The following is a 21,878-nucleotide window of genomic DNA, read 5'->3' on the forward strand; positions in this document are numbered from 1 at the left end:
GTACGGGTCCCTCAGCCCATGGCGAGGACCGAGTGCAGGACTTGACGGAGTGTCGATTCGGGGTCCGGGACCGGGCCCGGCGACCGCCAGGCGACGAACCCGTCGGGCCGCACGAGCACGGCTCCCCCGGCTGCGACTCCGTGCCGGTCCGCCCAGTCCGCGTCGTCCTCGCAGGTCAGCTCGGCACCGGGGCCGACCTGGCAGGACGTCAGCGGAACCGCCAGCTCGCCGGCGAGGCGTACGGCGCTCGCGTGCCAGCCGCCCGGGTCGCCGGCGTCGCTGAGCAGCACGAGCGACTTCTCGTAGAGGTCGAGCGTGGAGACGCGCTCGCCTCGGCGCCGCAGCCACATGTGCGGTGCCCTGCTTCCGGGTTCACCGGTCAGGTCCAGACCCTCGGGGACGACGGGTGCGTCGGGGGCGCCGCCGACCACGGCTCCCTCGCGATAGCGGTAGCCCAGTGCGACGTTGAGGATGCCGCGCTGCGGGGCACCGCCTCCGCCCGCCACGGGTGGAGGCGCGAAACCGGGGTGGCTGTGCTCGACCGACCGCACGGCGGCGCGGGCGCTGGTCGCCTCCGCCACCGGGCGGCGCTCGGCGTCGTAGGTGTCCAGCAGCCCCTCCCCGGCCCAGCCGCCGAGCACGGCCGCCAGTTTCCACGCGAGGTTGTGCGCGTCCTGGATACCCGTGTTGGAGCCGAAGGCCCCGGTGGGCGACATCTCGTGGGCCGAGTCGCCGGCCAGCAGGACACGCCCTGACCGGTAGCTGCGGGCGACACGCTGCGCGGCGTGCCAGGACGCCTTGCCGGTGATCTCCACGTCCAGGTCCGGGTCACCGACCGCGCGACGGATGTGCTCGACGCACCGCTCGTCGGTGAACTCCTCCATGGTCTCGCCGCGTTCGGGGTGCCAGGGGGCGTGGAACACCCAGTTCTCACGGTTGTCCACCGGCAGCAGGGCGCCGTCGCCGTCCTCGCCGGTGAGGTAGCAGACGATGAAGCGGCGGTCTCCGACGACGTCGGCGAGCGCGCGGGAGCGGAAGGTGATGCTGATGTTGTGGAACAGGTCGCCGGGGCCGCTCTGCCCGATGCCGAGCTGTTCGCGCACGGGGCTGCGCGGACCGTCGGCCGCGACCAGGTAGTCCGCGCGGATGGTGGTGTGCTCGCCGGTCTCCCGGCTCTTGACCACGGCGGTGACACCGTCGGCGTCGGTGTCGAAGGACATCAGTTCGGTGTTGTAGCGCAGGTCGCCGCCGAGCTCGCGGGCGTGGTCGAGCAGGACCGGCTCCAGGTCGTTCTGGCTGCACAGGCACCAGGAGCTCGGGCTGAAGCGGGCCAGTCCGCCGCCGGGGTCGATCTCCCGGAACAGCCAGTCGCCCTCGTCGCCCACCAGGCTGGGGGTCTGCAGGATGCCGTGGTTGTCGGCGAGGGTGGCGGCGGCGTCGCGGATGGCCGTCTCGGTGCCCGCAACGCGGAACAGTTCCATCGTGCGGACGTTGTTGCCGCGGCCTCGGGGGTGGATCGAGGTGGCGGCGTGACGCTCCACCAGCATGTGGGGCACTCCGAGTCGGCCCAGGAACAACGAGGTCGACAGGCCGACCAGGGAGCCGCCCACGATCAGGACGGGGACACGGTCTGTTGTAGGGGCGGTTGGGTCGTCTTGCGCGGTCATCTCTCGCCTCCGGCGGGTCGAGTCGCGGTTGCCGGCCGGGTCCGGCCGGACCTCATTCATCCCCCGCCCGACCGGCGGCGGCGGCCGCTTCACCCGCTCAACTCGCCGGATTCGCTGTGTCGGCGGCATGGCGGAGACGGCCGGCGTTCGCCGGGCTCAGACGGGGGGCCTGCGGCGGGCGGCAGGCATCCGCCGCACGGTGAAGGGGGGTCGGCGGCGGGCAGCCGTCAGCGGCGGCCCGAGGGGGCCGCGCCTCGCGCGACCGGTTCCGGCAGCTTGCGTGGCAGGATCGTCAGCGTCACCACCGCGCCGAGGGCATAGATACCGGCCGAGGTCGCGAAGGCCGCGTGGTAACTCTTCAGCGTCGCCTCGGCCATGAGCTGGGGTGTGGGTGTCTTTCCGGCGAGTCGGTCCGCGACCGTGCCGGCCGCGATCGTGCTGAGGAGGGCGGTTCCCAGTGAGCCGCCGACCTGTTGCATGGTTTTGATCAGTGACGAGCCGACGCCGATGTCGGCCGGATCGATCCCGGCCGTCCCCAGGTTGATGGAAGGGGACATGATGAGACCCATCCCGACCCCGAAGACGATCAGCGCGGGCAGCACGTATGTGGCGTAGGAACTGGTCTCGGACAGCCGGGTCAGTCCGGTCATGCCGCAGGCGGCCAGCACCATGCCGGTGGACACCAGTACCCGGAAACCCGCCTTGGGCAGCAGGACGATGTTGCTGACCATCGAGGTGGTCGTGATGGACAGGGCCATCGGCAGAAAGGCCAGGCCGGTCATGACGGGGCGATAGCCGAGTGTGTGCTGGAAGTAGTACGTGAGGAACAGCAGGACCCCGAAGATGCCCGCGCCCCCGATGAGCAGAGCGAGGAAGGCCGTACCGCGCACCCGGTCGAGGACGATGCGCAGCGGCAGCAGCGGGTGGGGCGTCCGGGTCTGCCACCAGACGAAGGCCGCGATGAGCGCGGCCCCGACGGCGAGGAAGCCCCAGGTGCGGGGCGAGCCCCAGCTGGCGGAACCGGCGCCGGACAGGCCGTAGACGACACAGAACAGGCCCGACGAGGCGAGGGCCGCACCCGGCAGGTCCAGCTCGGGTCTGCGTCCGGAGGGGCGCGGTTTGATCAGCGCGACGGCGCCCAGGCCGGCGACCGTGGCGAAGACCAGGTTGACGTACATCGTCCAGCGCCAGTTCAGCCCGTCCGTCAGGATCCCGCCGAGGAGCAGCCCCACGCCGCCACCGGAGCCGGCGATGGCGCCGAAGACGCCGAACGCCTTGCCCCGCTCAGCGGGATCGGTGAACGTCGTGCTGAGCAGGGCCAGCGCGGAGGGTGCGAGCAGGGCGGCGAACAGGCCCTGGAGCACGCGGCCGGTGACGAGCACGCCGAAGGTGACCGCTGCACCGCCGAGCGCGGAGGAGAGGGCGAAGCCGACGAGCCCGGTGAGGAAGGTGCGCCGGCGCCCGAACATGTCCCCCAGCCGGCCACCGAGCAGCAACAGGCTGCCGAACGCCATCGCGTAGGCGGTCACCACCCACTGCCGCCCGCTGTCGGAGAACCCGAGGTCCGTCTGCGCCGAGGGCAGCGCGATGTTCACGATGGTGGCGTCCAGTACCACCATCAGCTGGGCCACGCCGATGGTGGCGAGGATCCACCAGCGCCGTGGGTCGGACGGGGTCGCGCCGACGCTGAGGACGGGCTCGGCGGAGGGCGCGGAGTCGGTGGGTTCTGTGTGCATGTGCTGTTGCTCCCAGGCCGGGGCGGGTGGGACTGCTGGTGACGCCGGGTCAGGACGTGGTGTGCGGTGCGGACGTCGGAAGTCGACGGCGTCCCGGGCGATCGGGCAGGTCTTGCCGTGGGCGACCGCGTTGTCGCCGCTCGGCGCCGGCCCGCTTCACCACGTCCGGCTTCCTCGCACTCCGAGCAGGGCAGCAGCCACTCCCAGGCTGAACTGTCCTTTTGGTCCGATTCGGCGACACAATGCCCCTTTTATCAGGCATCTCGATCCGGACCGAGGAGGCAAGGCGTGCTACGCCACGAGCAACCGCCCTCGGGTGGCCTCCCACGGTGATCAGGGAGTGGTCGATGACGTGCGCGCCGACGGACCGGACCATCTCCCTCCTGGGGCGGGTGGGCCCGGACACGGACGGGAGCATCACGCGGGCGAACTGCCGCCGGGGTGTCGCCCGGCATGACGTGCCCGTCGTAGGCGTTGAGCGCCGCGGCGTGCGGGGGTGTCGACCAGTGCGTCCCGCGGCACCGGGGCGCGGGCCGCTCTCAGCCTCGCCGGAGGGCGTTGAGCCGCGCCGCCTGACGCGTCAGGTGTTCGCGTTCGGCGAGGTTGGGAGCCTGACGGGCCGCTTCGGCGTACAGCCGGGACGCCGTCGCCAAGTCGCCGTCGCGCTCATGGAGATGGGCCGCCACCGCCGTGTGCCGGGGCAGGGAGTCGTCCAGTTCGGCGAGCGCCGCCAGCCCGGCCCGTGGTCCGTCGGCCTCGCCGACGGCGACCGCGCGGTTGAGCCGGACGACCGGGCTGTCGGTGAGACGGGCGAGCTCGTCGTACCACTCGACGATCTGCACCCAGTCGGTCTCCTCGGCGGTGGGCGCGTCGGCGTGCAGGGCGGCGATCGCGGCCTGGGCCTGGTACTCGCCGAGCCGGTCGCGGGCGAGGGCCGTCTGCAGGATCCGCACGCCTTCGGCGATCGAGGCCGTGTCCCAGCGGGTGCGGTCCTGCTCGGCGAGCGGCACCAGACTGCCGTCGCGCGCGGTCCGGGCGGCGCGCCGGGCGTGGTGCAGCAGCATGAGGGCGAGCAGCCCCGCCACCTCGGGGTGGTCGATGTGGGCCGCGAGCTGCCGGGTGAGCCGGATGGCCTCGGCGGCGAGGTCGACGTCGCCGGAGTAGCCCTCGTTGAAGACCAGGTAGAGAACCCGCAGCACCGTGGCGACATCGCCGGGCCGGTCGAACCGTACGCCGGAGACGGTGCGTTTGGCCCGGCTGATGCGCTGCGCCATGGTCGCCTCGGGCACCAGGTATGCCTGGGCGATCTGGCGGGTGGTCAGCCCGCCGACGGCGCGCAGCGTGAGCGCGACCGCCGACGACGGTGTCAACGACGGGTGCGCGCACAGGAAGTAGAGCTGGAGCGTGTCGTCGACCGCGGGCACGGGGCCGGGCTCCGGCTCCTCGTCGACCAGGTCCTCGCGCCGGCGGCGGGCGGTGTCCGCCCGCCGCGCGTCGAGGAACCTGCGCCAGGCGACGGTGATCAGCCAGCCCTTCGGATCGCGCGGCCGGTCGGCCGGCCAGGTGCGGACCGCCTCGGTCAGGGCGTCCTGCACGGCGTCCTCGGCCGCCGCGAAGTCGGCTCCGCGGCGGACGAGGACGGCGAGGACGCCCGGGGTGAGGCCGCGCAGCAGTGCCTCGTCCATGGGTTGGGTCACTCCGTGATGGTGGGCGGCGCGGTCAGGAACGGGCGCACCTCCAGCCACTCGTGGATCGGCTTGCCGCCCGCGCCGGGGGCGGCCGACAGTTCACCGGCCAGTTCCACAGCCCGCTCGTAGCTGTCGACGTCGATCACCATCCAGCCGGCGATGAGGTCCTTGGTCTCGGCGAACGGGCCGTCGGTGACCGGCGGGCGGCCCTCGCCGTCGTACCGGACCCACTTCCCCTCGGGGGCGAGCGCCTGACCGTCGACGAACTCGCCGGTCTTCTCCAGCCGGGCCGCGAAGTCGTTCATGTACCGCATGTGGGCCGAGATCTCCTCCGGCGTCCACTGGTCCATGGGCACGTCGTTGACCGCGGCCGGAGCGCCTCGGTAGTGCTTCAGCAGCAGGTACTTCGCCATCGTCTCTCTCCTCGGTGCTGTGCGACCCGTTCTGGTCGCGCTCACCCCTGGGACGGAGCCGGTCACGGGTTCTCGACATCACCGCCCGGTCTTCTTTCCGACTTTCCTCGCAGGAGCGGATCAGGCGGGGTGAGCTCCTTGAGGCGCACCCGGTCCACGGCCTCTCGGGGACTTGCGCCGCAGGCTGTCCACGGTCAGGGGGAGGGCGCGGGCCGCCCGATCTTCTCCGTCGCGGGGTTCTCCGTCGCGGGGTTCTCCGTCGTTCTCCGTCGCGGGGTTCTCCGTCGCCGGACGGGTCGATCCGCCGGCGGACGCTGAGCCGGGGCAGGACGTCCTCCGGGTCCGGGCCGGGTCTGAGAGTGCGGTCCGCGCCACCGGCCTGGGGCAGGAGCGAGACGGCCCGGACGAACGGCTCGCGGTGCTCGTCGTCACCGTCGGGCAATGGCCGCGGAGCGTGCCGATGCCCACGTCGGCCCTGCCGGGCGATCTCCGCCAGTGAGGCGGACCCGGGCCTCCACTTCAACTCTGGCACATCCCGCCCCACCGCACCTCTGCGGCACATCGGAGGCCGCGAGTCGGCGTACCCCGGCCTCCGGCGTGTATGCCGCGGCTCGGCATGCGCCCTGGCCGGCGACGCCTGCGTGCCCTCGGCCTGGGCCTTCCCGCAGCCCTCGCGGCGAAAGCGGCCCGGACGTTCCCGCGACCTGCGCGATCAGGTTCTCGGCGCGGTCGAGCACCGTCCGGCGGGCGGGCCTCGGCTGCCGGCCGAGGAGGGTGCGGGCCTTCTCGGTGGTCGTGCCGGGCAGATCCCACGGCCCTCCCGGCCGGAACGGCCCCGCACCCGCCCGTCACCCCTCGCCGACCCGCTCCTGGCGTGCGAGGAACTCCTCGAAAGCCGCCGCACGCCTGGGATCCATGTACCGCTGCCTGCCGTGGAGCGCCCATTGCTCCAGCTGGTCCAGCCACGCGGCAGGCCGCAGCTCGGCCACGATCACCCGTTCGCGGGTGAACGTCGCGCACTGCCCGTCCGCGTGCACGTACCGCGTGTACGGACCGTGCCGCTCCGGGCCGGGCAGCCGCTCCTCGGCGGCTTCCGGCAACGGCGTCGACGCCCTGCGGTGGCGCTGCGCGAAGTGCTCCCGTCCGGCCGGCTCCGCCGCCGGGAGGAGCACCGCCGCCGCCTCGCCCTCCTCGACGAGGGTCACCCGCTCGCCGGTCGCCTCCACCAGGGCGACCGGACGCCCGAACTCCTCGACGGCTTCCGCCAGTTCGACACTCTGCACGGGCCGACACCGTACCGGGCACGAACCCGCCCCCCGGGGAGCGCCGGCCCGCTGTCTGGTCGGAGCCTCGCGGTGGTGCGACTCTAAGAAGTGAGGGGGTCCGAGGCAGGACGACCCTGGAGGACCGATGGGCCGAGACGTCCCGGCGATGGTCTTCACACGTGAGGACCGCCGCCGGTACCGGATCAAGATGCAGGCGTGCCTGGACGCGTTCGCGCAGATGCTGCGCGAGGAACGGTTCGAGACCGAGCGGCCCCAGGTGGGGCTGGAGATCGAGCTGAACCTGGTCGACGACGCGGCGGAGCCGGCCATGCGCAACAGCGACGTCCTGGAGTCCATCGCCGATCCCGCCTGGTCCACCGAGCTGGGCAGGTTCAACCTGGAGATCAACATCCCGCCCCGCGGTCTGACCGCCGGCGGTCCCGACGCCTGGGAGTCGGAGATCCGCGACGCGCTCAACCACGCGGACGAACGGGCCCGGGAGATCGGAGTCCAGCTGGTCATGATCGGCCTTCTGCCCACGCTGCGGCAGGAGGACGTGGGCGAGGGGGCACTGTCCGACAACGCGCGCTACCGCCTGCTCAACGACCAGATCTTCGCGGCCCGCGGCGAGGACCTGCTGATCGAGGTGAGCGGCGTCGACCGGCTGCGGACGTACGCGGACACGATCACTCCGGAGGCGGCGTGCACCAGCACGCAGTTCCATCTCCAGGTCTCCCCCGGCCAGTTCGCCGCCTACTGGAACGCGGCGCAGGCCATCGCCGGGGTGCAGATCGCGCTGGCCGCGAACGGTCCGTTCCTCTTCGGCCGGGAGCTGTGGCACGAGACCCGTATCCCGCTGTTCGAGCAGGCCACCGACACCCGCCCGCAGGAGATCAAGGTGCAGGGCGTACGGCCCCGGGTATGGTTCGGCGAGCGGTGGATCAACAGCGTCTTCGACCTCTTCGAGGAGAACATGCGCTACTTCCCGGCGCTGCTGCCGCTGAGCGACGAGGAGGACCCCCAGGAGACCCTGAGCCGCGGTGACACCCCGGAGCTGCCCGAACTCACCCTCCACAACGGCACGATCTACCGATGGAACCGGCCCGTCTACGCCGTCGCGCAGGGCCGGCCGCATGTGCGCGTGGAGAACCGGGTCCTGCCCGCCGGCCCCACGGTGGCCGACACACTCGCCAACGGGGCGTTCTACTACGGCCTGACCCGGGCGCTCGTGGAGGAGGACCGGCCGGTGTGGTCGCGCATGTCCTTCGCCGCCGCCGAGGACAACCTGCACGCGGCGGCGCGCGACGGCATCGAGGCGAGCCTGTACTGGCCCGGGGCGGGCGAGGTCCCCGTGCCGGAACTCGTCCTGCGGCGCCTGCTGCCCCTCGCGCACCGGGGCCTGGAGCACTCCGGCATGGACGCGTCCTGGCGGGAGCCGCTGCTCGGCATCATCGAGCAGCGGTGTGTGACCGCGCGCAACGGCGCCGTCTGGCAGAAGGAGATGGTCCACCGCATCGAGGACCACGACCACGTCAGCCGTCACGAGGCCCTGCGCCGCATGACCGGCCTCTACATCGACTACATGCACCTCAACGCGCCCGTCCACACCTGGCCCGTCGACTGATCGCCTCCAACACCCCTGAGGAGAACGGGTGTTGAATGGGACGTAGGCGGTACGGTCGGCCTGGGCATGCGAGATGCAGGTGGAGCCGGGAGGGGCAGCAGGTGGATCCGTTGCGGGTGCTGGCCGCGGTGGCGGCCTCGTGGGAACGGCTGGGGCCGTATCTGACGGACCTGTCGGCAGAGGCCGGGGAGCGGTTGGCCTCGGCCCTGGAGGAGGTGCGCGCGGCGGACGGTCCCGACGCGCCGCGTGGCCCCGCGGAGACCGCCGCGCGGCTGGTCCTCGACAGTCTGCCGCCCCAGGAGAGCAGCCGGCTGGAAGCCGGGGACGGCGTCCGGTACGCCGACGGCACCGGGAACGTCTCCGTCGACGGTTTCGTGGCCGCCGACCTCGCCGTGCTGCTGCTCGACGGCAGCCCCATGGTGGGCCCCGTGCTCGGACCCGTGCGCACGCGCCTGCTCGCGGAGCCGGCGCTGGAGGACGCGGAGCTGCGCGTCCGGGGCGGCGATCCGACGTCGTCGGGTCTGATCCGGCTGTCCGGGCCCGGGGGACGCGCGCTGCTGCCGAGCTTCCAGTTCCGTGCGGACGCGTTGCCGTGGCAGGTCGTGCTGGAGGTGAACACGCTCCTCGACGCGGGCCGGGACCCGTGGGGGGCGGCCGACTGGTGGCTGTCGGACAACGCCTGGCTGCGCTCCGTGCCCGCGGCACTGCTGGGCGCGGCCCGGGACGAGGAACTGGTCGGCGCCGCACGGTCGTTGCTGGAGGGGGACTGAGGTGCCCAACGTGCCTCCGCCGGCCGCGCTGCCCGGCACGCCCACGAAGGTCACCCTCCCCGAGGGCACTCCCCTGTTCCGGGTGCACAGCTCCGCCCGGTCCGCGACCGCGTTCAACCCGGCCCCGGCCGACCGGCTCTACGGCGGCGGGCGCTTCGACGGCACGGATGGCCGGCCCTACTCCTGTCTGTACGCCGGACTCGAACCCGCGGGGGCGGTGTGCGAGGTGCTGCTGCGGTCGGTGCCGTTCGCCGCGGACGGGGGTCCCCGGCTGCTGCCGCGTGCGGGCGTCGTCCGCAGGAGCTTCTCGTTCCTGAGGCTCGCGGCCGACGTCACGGTGGTGTCGCTGATGTCCGGTGCCGATCTCGCGTCGGTGGGGCAGGACGCCTGGCTGGTGCAGGCCGAGGCCGCCGAGTACCCGTGGACGCGGAACTGGGGGCACTGGATCCGCGACAGGACCGAGCCGTGGGCGCAGGGCTTCGTGTGGCCGTCCAAGCGGGAACCCGCCGACCGGGCGGTGATCCTTTTCGGCGACCGCTGTGCGAGGGACGCGGTGGCCGAGTCCGAGACGTCCGCCGTCGACTTCGCCACCCCGGACGGCGAGGACTGGCTGAACTCCGTGCTCGCGCCGTATCACGCGCGCGTCGCGCCCTGAGCGACGTACGAGGCCGACCCCGCGCTGCGCGCCCTGAGCGACGTACGGGGCCGACCCCGCGCGTCCACCCTGAGCGCCGTACGAGGCCGACCAGGGCCGCCTGCGCCCCCGACGCCGGTCAGCCGGTGGACGGGATGACCGTGCGCAGCGGGATCGTCCGGGTCGTCCACTGGCCCGGCCCCCACGCGTGGGCCGGTCCCATGTCGCGGTCGCTGCCAGCGGGCGAGGTGAGACGCAGCATGCCGTCCGCGCCGGCGAGCCGGGAGAGGCGGAAGCCGTCGTTCTCGGGGTCCCAGGGCGGCAGATGGAACGGCACGGTGTTCAACTCGCGCTCGGCCACGATGAGTTTGAGCCAGTCCCGCACCTGCGCTCCGGGGCGGGCGCGGTGCGCGGGGACGGTCAGCACCACCGGCCGGTCGTCGAGCGCGAAGCCCGTGCGGCCGGGCCCGATGAAGTGGCCCGGGTACAGGCCGGTGTGACCGGCGTAGCCGTCGGTGAGGTTCAGCAGCACGCACCACAGCGTCCGCGTGGCGGAGCGGTTGTGGAGGCGGACGGACAGCCAGGGCTCCTGCGGGCCGCCGGACGGTGAGCGTCCGTAGCGGCAGACGATCTCGCCGCCGCCGTCGGGCAGGAGAGGGCTCGGGCCGTCGGAGCTCCAGGGTCCGTCGTAGGTCCAGGGGCGGATCTCGACGCGGACCAGGTCCGCGAGGGGTGAGGACGGGTTGTCCAGGGTGAGCAGCTGGTGCCAGCGGGTGAGATGGGCCAGACATCCGGCGACCCGTCGGGCGTCCTGCGGCCCACCGAGCGGCAGCGGCGGCACGGCGGCCGAACCGTCGCGCCGCAGGAGGTGCGCCGCGAGGCCGGTGCCGGACTCCGCGGACACGACGACCCGCAGCAGATGGCCGGGGGCGGAGCCCGCCCCGTCCACCAGCCGCAGCAGCGGCGTCGGTCCGCCGCCGGGACCCGCCGAGCCGACGGCCTCCCGGATCGACCGGGCGGCGCCGCGGGCGGCGGCGGAACCGTCCGGCGTCTCGACGGCCACGCGGGTCGGTGGCAGCGCGAGCGCCGACAGGGCCACCGGATAGACCCGGCGGCGGTCCGGCTCCCAGCCGGCCGGGTCGACCTCGGTGCGGTCGGTGTGGACGGACCGGGCGCGCACGAGGCGGGGTGCGGCGCCGGGCTCGGTGACGGTGAACTCGGTGCCGTCGGGGTCGTCGGAGCGCAGACCGTGGACACGGCCGCAGTCGACCTCCCAGCCGTGCGGGCCGTTGCGCAGCAGGTGCGGGCCGCGGGCCCGGGTCACCGCGCCCCCGAGGAAGGGCTGGTCGGCGACGCCCCCGGGCTCGGGCGGGAACAGGACCGGGTGCTGGTCGGCGCGCTCGGTCCGGACCTGGCAGTGGGCGGCGGCCAGCAGATCGCGGTAGGTCGCGCCCGGCCCCGCCGCCCGCAGCGCGTCCAGCAGCGCGTGGGTGAACACGCCGTGCGGCACTCCGTCGAAGTCCCTCTCGTACGACAGCTCGTTGAGCCGGCCGGCGGCGAGCAGCACATGACGGGCGGCGGACGTCGTTCCGGATCCCGCGGTCGGCCCGCGCCCGTCGAGCGGCTCGCCCCACCAGGGGGCGGGAGGCGCGTAGCGGGCGGTGAGGCCCGCCTGGGCGAGCCTGCGGGTGGCCCCGCCCGAGAAGCAGCAGTCGAGGACGGCCGCGACGTGCGCGCCCCGCGCGGCGACCGCGTCCAGCAGCGCGCCCAGTTCCTTGTCGACGAGCGGGCGGCCGCCCTGCCGCGGGCTGTCGGCGCAGACCAGCGCCTGGTAGCGGCCGGTGGCCTCGGTGCGCAGATGCAGGGGCAGGACGGCCGCGTAGTCGGTGCCGTGCCCGGAGAACCAGAACAGTGCCGTGTCGCCAGGCCCGGCGGCGCCCAGATGGTCACGGACGGCGGCGACGACGGCGTCCGTCGTGGCCTCCGCGTTCCTCAGGAAGCGGGTCTCGAAGGCTCCCTCGCCCAGCATGCCCAGCAGGCGCGCGGCCGCCTCGACGTCGTTGACGGCACCCCGCAGACTCCGGTGCGGCAGCGGATAGTCATCGATCCCCACGAACAGCGCGTACACAGTCCCCATGCCGGAAGTCTCGCAGGTGGCGGCGCCCGCTTCCGGGCACAACCCGGCCTTCTCCGGGGCGAGTTCGGGGCGCGGGCGTCACTGGCCGAGGTGGGTGAAGCCCGCCCACCCCCGCAGGTCGTCGGGGTCCACGGAGCGGACCTGGGCGGCGAGTTCGGGCGGCATGGTCCGCGGGGGGCGCCGGTCGGGGTCGAGCATCCACAACTGGGCCAGGCGCAGCGCCTCGGCGGGCCGGGCGCCCTCGGCGTGCAGATAGTGGTGAACCATGAACATCAGGTACGAGGTGGCCTCGTCCGGCACCGGCCACAGCGAGCCCAGCACGGACCTGGCCCCGTCCACGAGGAACGCCGTGGACAGCGAGAACGCCTCGTCGTAGCCGCGTCCGGAGACATGGGTGGTGCAGGCGGCCAGCGACACCAGGCCCAGCCGGGCGGGCCGGTCGCGGTGCTGGGCGTGCTCGGTGAGCTGCTCGGCGGCGAGCGTGCCGTCCGCGAGGTGGAGCTGTGAGGTGCGGGCGGCGGAGCTCGGGAGCACCTCGGCGTGGCAGGCCAGGTGCAGTACGCCGCCCGGGGACAGGGAGCGCAGCCGCAGCCAGCCGAGGAGTTCCGCGGGAGTGCCGCTGCCGGTGGCCGCGCCCGTGGTGTGGCGCCCGAGGTAGGGGGCGGTGCGGTAGAACGCGGTGTGCAGGGCGGCGGCCTCCCGGCCCGCGTGGGGCAGGTCCCCGGTCGGGTTCCCGACGACCAGTCCCGGTCCGTCGAGGGGAACCGGCTCGCGGCCCATGACCTCGCAGAACAGCCGCGCCGAGGCGGCGTAGGAGAGGACGGCGTCCTGGACGGCGTACCGGTACGTGCCGCCCGGCGCGCGGGTGCGGGCGGCGTGCCAGGGTACGGCGGCGAGGTTGCCCATGGGGACCAGCACCACCTTGGGCGGCAGGGTGGCGCCCTGGGCGCGCAGGTGGGCGAGCAGCGGCTCGGTCACGGCCCGCGCCGCCCAGTCGCAGACGGCCTCCAGCGCGCGGCGCTCCAAGCGCCGGCCGCCGCCGGGCGCCGGGGCCGTGCCGCCGACCGGTCCCATGTCGCGGCCGCCGGGAGCCGTGCCCTCGCCGAGGTGGGCGGCGAGCGGTGGGGCGTCCGCCGTCAGTCCCGACAGGTGCACCACGCTCGTCCGCCCGTCGGCGTGGACGGCGACCGCGCAGCCGCCGCGCGCGGAGGCTCCCGTGCCCTCGCCGGGCACCAGGTACACCAGTGCGTCGGCCCCGGTCCGGCGCAGTGCCGCGGCGATGTCGGGGAGGGCGGGCGGGGCGAGCAGGTGGCCGAGGCCGGTCGCGGGGGCGTCGGACATGAGGTCGTCCGTTCCGGCCAGGACCTGGAGCACCCGGTGGCGGAGGTCGCCGGGGATGTCCTCGCCCTGCCCGGTGCCGTCCGCGGCGGCCGCCGTACGCCACTCGGCGGCGAGGTCGTGGCGGCCCGCGGCCGTGAGCCGGTCGGGTACGGTCCCGGCGGCCGAGGCCGCGTGCAGGACGAGGCCGCGCCCCGCGTCCAGCGCCTGGACCGCCTCGCCCAGGGAGCCGTCGGCGATGCACCAGCGGGCGACCGACAGGGCGTGCGCGGCGGAGAGGTTGAGGGTCTCGGCCGTGTACTCCGCGCGGGACTGGAGTAGGACCTGCCAGGCATGGCCGCGCAGCGCGCGGAGCCCGAACTCCCGGCTGGGGGGCAGGTGTTCGGGGCGGGCGCCCAGCCGGGCGGTGGCGCGGTGGGCCTCGGCGAGCTGCATCGCGGCGAGGGCCCAGCCGAAGTGGCCGGGGTGCGCGGCGAGCCGCACCGCCTCCTCGGACCAGTGGAGGGACTCGTCGAGGTCTCTACTGTCGTGTCCCGCGCGGTATCTGCGCAGTTGCAGCGTGGCCAGGGAGTTGGCGAACCGGACGCCGTTGCCGCCGTCGTAGGCGGGGTCCAGCGCAAGGGCTTCCCGCAGCAGCGCGATGGCTTCGTCGAGTCGGCGGGCGTCGGGTGCGCGCAGCACGCGCAGGCCGAGTGCGAGACCGGCCAGGCCCAGCGCCTCGGCACGGTCCCGTGGCGCCAGGGGCGCCGACTCCTGTCGCACCCGGCCGGGGTCGATGTCGTCGTCACCGGGTGCGGCACGAGGGTCGAGGAACTGGTGGGCGGAGGTGAGCGCGTCGAGCAGCATGACCACTCTGGGACGCATGGCGTCCTCCGCCGGGAGACGGTCCCGGGAGTCCCGCAGTTCCGCCGTCGCCGCGGCCAGCCCCGCGGTGTCGCTCACCGCGATGGCCCGACGGGCTGTGATCAGGGCGTGCTGCACCGCCGCGTACACCCGGGTGTACGCCGTCACCGACGGGTCGGCGCGCAGGAGGGCCAGCTCGGCCGCGGCCTGCGTGAGGGCGTCCTGCGTGCCGCGGACCTGTGCCCTGAAGGAGAGCGCGGCGATCCGGCAGGACTCCCGGCTGCCGCGCAACGCGTCGCCCTCGGCGGCGGCGTCCGCTCTGGACAGGGCGATGTCGAAGTGGTCCAGCGCGAGCTGGAGCTGCTTCTCGTCGTAGGCGTGCCCGCCGGCGGTCAGGGCGGCCTGGCCGGCCACGATGTGCAGGCTCGTCCGGATCGGGTCCTGCGGCGGGAAGGCGGCGATGGCCGCGCCCAGTTGCTCCATCAGCGTCCCGGCGGTGGGGCTGATGCCCAGCTCGCCGAAGGAGGGCGAGAAGAAGGCCATCAGCGACATGGCCAGGCCTCGCAGAAGGGCGGGCGCCCCTGCGCCCTGGCTGCGCTCGATGACCCGCTGTATGTCCTCGCCCGCGGGCCCGAAACTCGTCAGGCCCAGTTCGAGGATCCCGGTCCCGTCGCCACCGGCCCCCTGCGCGCCCTCCCCTGGTGCGGTCATGGCCTGCTGGAGTGTCTGTGCCGCCGTCCGCCCGGCGGCGACGACGGGGTCGCCGGGTACGTCCGGCAGGTGCCCGGCGCGGATCCGGACTCCTCGGATGTAGCCGAGGGTGGCTTCCACGAAGGTCCTGACGCCGGGCGGGCAGGTGGGCGCCGAGCGGACCTCGCTGTACGCGTCCTCGGTGGCCCGCAGGTCCTGCGCGTCGAGGGTGTCGAGCGCGACGATCTGCCGTCCGGCGGCCAGGTCCATCAGCCCGCTCCAGCGGTCGGGCGCGTCCACGGGCCAGCGGTCCGCCACCTGTTGCAGCACGGCGAGGGCTCGTCGGGCGTCCGCCGACCGTGTCTGTTCGATGGCCCGCTCGCGCAGCAGGCGGCCGTAGTTGCGCAGCGCGGGCAGCGGGAAGTCGGCCAGCAAGGGGCTGTCGAGCGACAGGTCGTCCAGTTGCGCGAGGGCCAGCGCCAGAGTGCGCGGGTCGCGTTGCTCCCTGGCCTCCGGGACACGCAGGAGCAGGAGGCGGGCGAGCTGGGCGCGGGCGATCGGGAACCAGCCGTCCTGGCATTCCGTGGAGTTCTCGCCGTCCTGGACGGCACGCCGGATCTCGGCCACGGCCCGGTCGTAGTCGGCGTCCGCGGCCGTGCGGTCGTAGCGACGGGCGTACTGCTGCCCGTAGTGGAACCGGAAGAAGGCCGGCTGGCCCATGGGCTCGGGCACACCGTCGAGTGCCTCGCCGAGCCGGGTGATCGCCGCTTCGGTGTCGGCCGGATCGTTCGTGCTGAGGAAGCGGGTGCCGTAGCCGACGCCCAGCCGGGCCAGTACCTGACGGGTGAGCTCGTCGCCCGGAGCCAGGACGGCGGCCGCGGCTTCGAGATGGCGGATGGGCTCGGCCAGGAGGGCACCGAAGCGTTCCGCGGGCATTCCGGGTTCGGTGGCCGCCTCGTACCGGGCCCAGTGGAGCTGGCCGAGGATGCCGCGCCACACCGGCGCGTCGGGGTGGCCGGGGGTGTCGGCGAGTGCCTGGTCCACGGCCGCGAGCGCGGCTTCGAGGTCGCGGGGGTCGCCCTGGCGGTCGGCCAGCTCCGCGAGCCACAGGCCCATGGTGACCCGTGCCGAGGACACGTCGGGATCGTCACCGTCCCCGCGGCCGTCCAACTCGGCACGTGTGTCGCTGATCCACTCCCGCAGTTCCTCGTCGGACACGTCGACGAGGTCCCCCTGCGCGAGTTCCTGCTCGGCGGTGCCGTCCGTCATCCCCCGTACTCCGTCCCTGGGCGCCTCCGCCCCCGGGACCAGTGAACCTCAACTCCTTTGTCCACGGCGGTCGTTCGCCGGTCGTCGGCGGGGCGGAATCCGGTTCCCGCACCGCCCCGGGCGGCCGACGGACTGAATCGCTTTCGAACGGGCACTCGTACGCGACCAACGAATGAGAAGTGAGAGACCGGCCATGGAGATTTCAGGCATCATCAGCGCGATCGTCGTCGGCATCGTGATCGGGGTCCTGGGCCGTCTCGTCGTACCCGGACGCCAGCGCATCGGCATCCTCTGGACGATCGCCGTCGGTATCGTCGCCGCGCTCATCGGCACCGGCATCGCCTCCGGTCTCGACGTCGCGGACACCGAGGGCGTCGACTGGGTGGAGTGGCTCATCCAGATCGCCCTGGCGGCGCTCGGAGTGGCCGCGGTCAGCAAGGTGAAGCTGCGCCGCTGACGCCCTTCGCGGTGCCCTCGACCGGGCCGCGCGCCCACGCTCAGCCCGTGGGCGCGCGGCCTTCAGCGCGCTCCTGCGTCAGGGGCGTCGCCCAGGTCGGGGTCCAGGTTCGGGCGGCGCAGCGGGCCTTCGAGGTCGCACTCCACCTCCACGACGCCCTCGACGGTCCGCACCAGGCGGGTGAGCACCGGCAGCAGCGTGGTGTCGCGGACATGGCCGGTGAGGGTCACGACTCCGTTGCGCACCCGCACGTCGATCGGCCGCACGGGGAGCGCCAGGAGGTGGGTGTCGATCTCGTGGCGCACCTCGGCCTCGATGTCCTCGTCGTCGCGCAGGAACACCTTGAGCAGGTCGGACCGGCTCACGATGCCCCGCAGCACGCCCTCGCCGTCCACCACCGGCAGCCGCTTCACGCCGGCGTGAGCCATGGTCCGCGCGGCTCGGGCCAAGGAGGCGTCCGCGTGGACGGTGACGGCGGGACCGGTCATCACCTGCTCCGCGGTCGCGCCCCGGGCCTTGGCCGAGCGCGGTGCGCGGGCGGGCGGGTCGGCGTCCGCGTCGCGGTACTCCTCCTTGGGCAGCAGGTCGGCCTCGGACACGACGCCCAGGACCCGCTGCCCGTCGTCCACCACGGGCACCGCGCTGACGTGCCAGCGCCGCATCGTCCGCACGATGTCCTTGAACTCGGCGCCGCCGCGCACGGCCACGACCCTGTGTGTCATCACGTCGTTCACGGTGCGGGGGCCGACGGGCATGGTGTCCTCCACGGGGTCTCGGAAACGGACCTGACCGGGCCGGGGTGCGCCGGGGTTCACGCGGCGATCTCCAGTTCGTCCGCGACGCGCCCGGCCCAGGCCTCGATCGCGCCGAAGTCGCGGAAGTCCCCGCCCTTTCCCGAGCGGAGGATCATCCGGGCGACCAGCCCTGTGGCGCCCTCCTCCAGGCGGCCGCCGAAGGTGATGTGCTCACGGGCGTCCAGCCGGCCCATGGCCTTCGCCACGCCGGGCACGGGCGGGATGTCCCGCTCCGAGGCGGTGGCGTCCAGGGGGCCGCTGCTGAACAGCCAGAGCGGTCGCCGGGACAGCTCCCGGCCGTGCCGTCGCACGAAGCGCCGGGCGTCCTTGTGCCAGCGTCCCGCGTACAGGCCGCCGCCGACCACGACGGCGTCGTACGCGGCCACACTCGCCACGGACCGGGCGGCTTCCACGTCCGCCGTCAGCCCGCGTTCGCGCAGCACCGCGGCGACGGCCTCGGCGATCTGCGCGGTCGATCCGTTCGTGGTGCCGTAGGCCACGAGCACCTTGGTCGTCGGGGTCATCGCGCACCTCCTCCGATCCGTTCGCCACTTCGAGCATCCCGCGGACGGTGCCGCGCCGCATGGGTCGACCGGGGTGGGTCCGGGACCGGTCGGCCCATGCGGCGGGAGCGGCGGTGCCCGGCGGCGGCCGGTGCACGGCCGGTGCGAGGCCGAGGCGGCGGTCAGGCCTGCCAGGTCCAGTCGGCGACCTCCGGCAGGTCGGTGCCGTGCTCGCGGATCCACGCGTGGTGCCGGGTGCGGGCGTCCGCCATCTCCTGGCGGACGGCGGCCGCGCGGACGGAGAGGCCCGGAACCCGGTCGATGACGTCCATGACCAGCCGGTAGCGGTCCAGGTCGTTGCGCACCACCATGTCGAAGGGCGTCGTGGTGGATCCGGACTCCTTGTAGCCGCGTACGTGCAGGTTCCGGTGGCCGCTCCGGCGGTAGGCGAGCCGGTGGACGAGCCACGGATAGCCGTGGTACGCGAAGATCACCGGCTTGTCCTCGGTGAACAGCCCGTCGTACTCGAAGTCGCTCATCCCGTGCGGGTGTTCCTCGCCCGGCAGCAGCCGGGTCAGGTCGACGACGTTGACCACGCGGACCGCGAGCCGGGGCAGGTGGCGGCGGAGCAGTTGTGCCGCGGCGAGCACTTCCTGGGTGGGCACGTCACCGGCGCAGGCGAGCACCACGTCCGGTTCGTCGCCGTTCTCGGTGCCGGCCCAGTCCCAGATTCCGGCGCCGCGCGCGCAGTGGGCGCGGGCCTGCTCGATCGACAGCCAGTCGAAGCAGGGCTGCTTGCCTGCGACGATCACGTTGACGTAGTCGCGGCTGCGCAGGGCGTGGTCGGCGACGGACAGCAGGGTGTTGGCGTCCGGGGGCAGATAGACCCGGACCACCTCGGGGCTCTTGTTGAGGACGTGGTCGACGAAGCCGGGGTCCTGGTGGGAGAACCCGTTGTGGTCCTGCCGCCAGACGTGCGAGGTGAGCAGGTAGTTGAGGGAGGCGATGGGCGCCCGCCAGGGCAGCCGCCGCGCCGTCCTGAGCCACTTGATGTGCTGGCCGACCATGGAGTCCACGATGTGCGCGAAGGCCTCGTAGCTGGAGAAGAGGCCGTGCCGGCCGGTGAGGAGATAGCCCTCCAGCCAGCCCTGGCAGGTGTGTTCGGAGAGGATCTCCAGCACGCGGCCGTGCCGGTCCAGGTGCTCGTCGACCGGCAGCGTGTCCGCCTGCCAGGCCTTCCCTCCGGCGTCCACAACGGCCTGGAGCCGGTTGGAGGCGGTCTCGTCGGGGCCCACGATGCGGAAGTCCCGGCGGTCGTGGGTGTCGTCCATGATCTGCCGCAGGAGGTCCCCGAGGACGCGGGTCGGCTCGTGGGACGTCGTGCCCGGCTTCTCGACGGGTACGGCGAACGAGTCCAGCGGCGGCACGGGCAGGTCGCGCACGAGCAGACCGCCGTTGGCGTGCGGGCTGCTGCCCAGGCGCCCCGAGCGGTCGGGCACGCAGGCCAGGACGTCCGGGACGGGGCGGCCGTCCGGCTGGAACAGCTCCTCGGGCCGGTACGAGCGCAGCCACTCCTCCAACTGCCGCAGATGCCCGGGGTTCTCCCGCACGCCGGCCAGCGGGACCTGGTGGGCGCGCCAGGTGCCCTCCACCGGCACGCCGTCGACCTCGGCCGGACCGGTCCAGCCCTTCGGTGTGCGCAGCACGATCACCGGCCAGAGCACGCGTTCTGCGACACCGTCCTCCCGGGCGGCGCGCTGCCCTCGGGCGATCAGGTCCAGGGCCGTGTCGAGGGCCCGGGCCATCGCGCGGTGGACGACGGCGGGGTCGTCGCCGGACACATGGAGCGGCTCGTGGCCGTATCCCCGCAGCAGTTCGTCGAGTTCGGCCTCCGGCAGGCGGGCCAGGACGGCCGGGTTGGCGATCTTGTAGCCGTTGAGGTGCAGGATCGGCAGGACGGCGCCGTCGTGGACGGGGTCGAGGAACTTGTTGGAGTGCCAGGAGGCGGCCAGCGGGCCGGTCTCCGCCTCGCCGTCGCCGATGACGCAGGCGACGAGCAGCTCCGGGTTGTCGAAGGCGGCGCCGTAGGCGTGGGAGAGCGCGTACCCGAGTTCGCCGCCCTCGTGGACGGACCCAGGGGTCTCGGGTGCCACATGGCTCGGCACACCGCCCGGGAAGGAGAACTGGCGGAACAGCCGTTCCATGCCCCGCGCGTCGCGTGACACGTCCGGATAGGTCTCGCTGTAGCTGCCGTCCAGCCATGAGCCCGCCAGCACGGACGGCCCGCCGTGCCCCGGCCCCCACACGCACAGCGCGTCGATCCCGCGCGCCCTGATCACCCGGTTGAGGTGGGTGTACACCAGGTTCAGTCCGGGTGAGGTGCCCCAGTGGCCGAGGAGCCGCGGCTTGATGTGCTCGGGGCGCAGGGGCTCGGTCAGCAGCGGGTTGGCCATCAGGTAGATCTGCCCCGCCGCGAGGTAGTTCGCGGCACGCCAGTGGGCGTCCAGGACGCGCAGCTCGTCGTCGGACAGGGCGGTGTCGTTCTGGTCCCCGACACGGGAGACGGCGGTGACGTTCTGGTCCTCGGTGTGGGCCATCGCGGGGCTCCGGAGGTAGTCGAGTCGGTCATCGGGCGGTGGAGCGGGATGCGTGCGGCTGCCGGGTTCCCCGCTGCGCGGGGGCGTGCGTGGCGAGCCTCGTCGCGGGAGCCCCCGATGTGCGGGGGCGTGCGTGGCGAGCCTCGTCGCGGGACGCGTCGTCCGCCAGGGGCCACAGGGCCCTGGTCGGGGCCGACCGGCCGTGCCACACGCCGGCGCATCCGGCCGCCCCGGTGCGGCCGGCGCGCCCCTGGCCGACGATCGCGGCAGACCCTTGACCTTCCAGTCAGGTCGAAGGTCTACCGTCGGCCATATGACGACGTACCGCATCTCGCAGCTGGCCGACCGCTCCGGCGTCCCGGCGACGACGTTGCGCTTCTACGAGACCGCCGGACTGCTGCCCGCCGGGCGGACGGCGTCCGGGTACCGGGTGTACGACGACAACGCGGTGGAGACCCTGGCGTTCATCTCCTCGGCGAAGCTGCTGGGTCTGGCCCTGGAGGAGATCCGCGAGCTGCTGGATGTGCGGGGCGAGGGCGTGTGCGGCTCGGTGCGGGCGCGGATGCTGCCGCTGATCACGAGCCGGCTCCGCGAGACGGACGGCAGGATCGCCGAGCTGCGCGCCTTCTCCGCCCGTCTGAGCAGCGTCCGCGCGGCGTTGTCCGGGCCCGCGCCCTCCGGAGCGTGCGGACCGGACTGCGGCTGCACCGCGGCAGGCCCGACCGCCGCGGCCGGTCCGGTACCGGTCACGCTCTCACCGTCCCGCGCGGCCGCCTCGCCGGCACCCGCACGGGACGAGGCATGGCGGGACGCTCCCGTCGCCTGCACCCTGGACGGCTCCGAACTGGGCGCACGCGTCGGGCAGTGGCGTGCGCTGGTCGCGCGGGCGGGCCGGCGTGAGGAGGTCGGCGACGGCGTACGGCTGTTCTTCCCGCCGCAGGCGGAGCTGGCCGCGACGATCGCCCGGCTGGCCGCGGCCGAACAGGGCTGCTGCGCGTTCTTCGACTTCACCCTGCACCTGACGCCGACCGCGCTCCAACTGACCGTGCGGGCACCTGAAAGCGCCGCCGGGATGCTGTCCGACCTGCTGGGAGAGGCCGTGTGACCGGGCCCTCGCCTCTCGCCCGTGGGGTGCGCTCGCCGGCGCGGGGGCCGCTCTCGCCGCCTGCGCGGTGTGCTGCGCGGGCCCGCTCCTCGCCGTGCTCGGCGGAGTCGGTGCCGCCGCGGCGGCCGGCGCTCTGTGAGTGCCCGCGCGCGGTGCCGGCCCTCGCCGTCGCGTCCGCCGTCCTCGCCGTACGCCGTCCTCGTCGTACGCCGTCGGCGCCGGGCGGCGTGCCGTACGGCTCCGGACCGCGTCGGCCACTGCGCGCGGCGGGGCTGACTCCGGTGCAGTGGCCGGGGTGGCAGTCGATCGAGCGGGCGGAGGCCGCGCTCGGCGCGTCCCTGGGCAGGA

The 21,878-nt window shown here is 73.9% G+C and carries 15 protein-coding genes and 1 pseudogene; 6 read left to right on the forward strand and 10 right to left on the reverse strand.

What is annotated here, in order from left to right; all coding sequences use genetic code 11:
* Positions 1-11 precede the first annotated feature (11 nt).
* The 5 genes from ABZZ79_RS35405 to ABZZ79_RS35425 form a co-directional block, all read right to left on the reverse strand.
* Positions 12-1,667 carry an FAD-dependent monooxygenase gene (locus ABZZ79_RS35405; RefSeq protein WP_356696015.1) on the reverse strand — a complete coding sequence of 552 codons (1,656 nt, stop codon included), beginning with the start codon at positions 1,665-1,667 and terminating at the stop codon, positions 12-14.
* A gap of 227 nt (positions 1,668-1,894) precedes the next feature.
* Positions 1,895-3,403 carry an MFS transporter gene (locus ABZZ79_RS35410; protein WP_356696017.1) on the reverse strand — a complete coding sequence of 503 codons (1,509 nt, stop codon included), beginning with the start codon at positions 3,401-3,403 and terminating at the stop codon, positions 1,895-1,897.
* Positions 3,404-3,942: 539 nt separating this feature from the next.
* Positions 3,943-5,088: a DUF6596 domain-containing protein gene (locus tag ABZZ79_RS35415; RefSeq protein ID WP_356696047.1), complete on the reverse strand. Its 1,146-nt coding sequence runs from the start codon at positions 5,086-5,088 to the stop codon at positions 3,943-3,945.
* Positions 5,089-5,096: 8 nt separating this feature from the next.
* Positions 5,097-5,504: a YciI family protein gene (locus ABZZ79_RS35420; protein ID WP_356696019.1), complete on the reverse strand. Its 408-nt coding sequence runs from the start codon at positions 5,502-5,504 to the stop codon at positions 5,097-5,099.
* Positions 5,505-6,352: 848 nt separating this feature from the next.
* On the reverse strand, positions 6,353-6,787 hold the full coding sequence (locus ABZZ79_RS35425; protein WP_356696021.1) for a type II toxin-antitoxin system Phd/YefM family antitoxin: 435 nt from the start codon (positions 6,785-6,787) through the stop codon (positions 6,353-6,355).
* 127 nt (positions 6,788-6,914) lie between these two features.
* On the opposite strand from ABZZ79_RS35425, the gene ABZZ79_RS35430 reads away from it, so the two are divergent.
* From ABZZ79_RS35430 to ABZZ79_RS35440, 3 genes are all read left to right on the forward strand, one after another.
* Entirely contained in the window at positions 6,915-8,393 is a 1,479-nt protein-coding gene (locus ABZZ79_RS35430) for a glutamate--cysteine ligase (protein ID WP_356696023.1), read from the forward strand.
* A gap of 101 nt (positions 8,394-8,494) precedes the next feature.
* The gene (locus ABZZ79_RS35435; protein ID WP_356696025.1) at positions 8,495-9,163 is read left to right on the forward strand and encodes a hypothetical protein; all 669 of its coding nucleotides are present in this window, start codon (positions 8,495-8,497) and stop codon (positions 9,161-9,163) included.
* Position 9,164: 1 nt separating this feature from the next.
* Positions 9,165-9,818 (forward strand): RES family NAD+ phosphorylase, encoded by a 654-nt coding sequence (locus ABZZ79_RS35440; protein WP_356696027.1) that lies wholly within the window; start codon positions 9,165-9,167, stop codon positions 9,816-9,818.
* Between the two features lie 118 nt (positions 9,819-9,936).
* On the opposite strand, the gene ABZZ79_RS35445 is transcribed toward ABZZ79_RS35440, so the two are convergent.
* On the reverse strand, positions 9,937-11,934 hold the full coding sequence (locus ABZZ79_RS35445) for a caspase family protein (protein WP_356696029.1): 1,998 nt from the start codon (positions 11,932-11,934) through the stop codon (positions 9,937-9,939).
* Positions 11,935-12,012: 78 nt separating this feature from the next.
* Positions 12,013-16,074, reverse strand: a complete 4,062-nt coding sequence (locus ABZZ79_RS35450) for a CHAT domain-containing protein (protein WP_356696031.1) — start codon at positions 16,072-16,074, stop codon at positions 12,013-12,015.
* Between the two features lie 193 nt (positions 16,075-16,267).
* Between ABZZ79_RS35450 and ABZZ79_RS35455 the strand changes: the two genes are divergently transcribed.
* Positions 16,268-16,531, forward strand: coding sequence for a GlsB/YeaQ/YmgE family stress response membrane protein (locus ABZZ79_RS35455; RefSeq protein WP_356696033.1), 264 nt, complete (start codon positions 16,268-16,270; stop codon positions 16,529-16,531).
* A gap of 62 nt (positions 16,532-16,593) precedes the next feature.
* Here ABZZ79_RS35455 and ABZZ79_RS35460 read toward each other — a convergent pair whose 3' ends face one another.
* The 3 genes from ABZZ79_RS35460 to ABZZ79_RS35470 all read right to left on the reverse strand — a co-directional run bounded on the left by ABZZ79_RS35460 (position 16,594) and on the right by ABZZ79_RS35470 (position 20,425).
* Positions 16,594-17,286 carry a CBS domain-containing protein gene (locus ABZZ79_RS35460; RefSeq protein WP_356696035.1) on the reverse strand — a complete coding sequence of 231 codons (693 nt, stop codon included), beginning with the start codon at positions 17,284-17,286 and terminating at the stop codon, positions 16,594-16,596.
* 56 nt (positions 17,287-17,342) lie between these two features.
* Positions 17,343-17,849: a flavodoxin domain-containing protein gene (locus ABZZ79_RS35465; protein ID WP_356696037.1), complete on the reverse strand. Its 507-nt coding sequence runs from the start codon at positions 17,847-17,849 to the stop codon at positions 17,343-17,345.
* Positions 17,850-18,010: 161 nt separating this feature from the next.
* Positions 18,011-20,425, reverse strand: a complete 2,415-nt coding sequence (locus ABZZ79_RS35470) for a phosphoketolase family protein (protein WP_356696039.1) — start codon at positions 20,423-20,425, stop codon at positions 18,011-18,013.
* Positions 20,426-20,738: 313 nt separating this feature from the next.
* Here ABZZ79_RS35470 and ABZZ79_RS35475 point away from each other — a divergent pair, with 313 nt between their 5' ends.
* On the forward strand, positions 20,739-21,530 hold the full coding sequence (locus ABZZ79_RS35475; RefSeq protein WP_356696041.1) for a MerR family transcriptional regulator: 792 nt from the start codon (positions 20,739-20,741) through the stop codon (positions 21,528-21,530).
* Between the two features lie 152 nt (positions 21,531-21,682).
* Positions 21,683-21,878, forward strand: a pseudogene (locus ABZZ79_RS35480) (hypothetical protein); the annotation flags it as partial.

This window comes from Streptomyces sp. NPDC006458, assembly GCF_040612135.1.
In the GTDB taxonomy this organism is placed as follows: domain Bacteria; phylum Actinomycetota; class Actinomycetes; order Streptomycetales; family Streptomycetaceae; genus Streptomyces.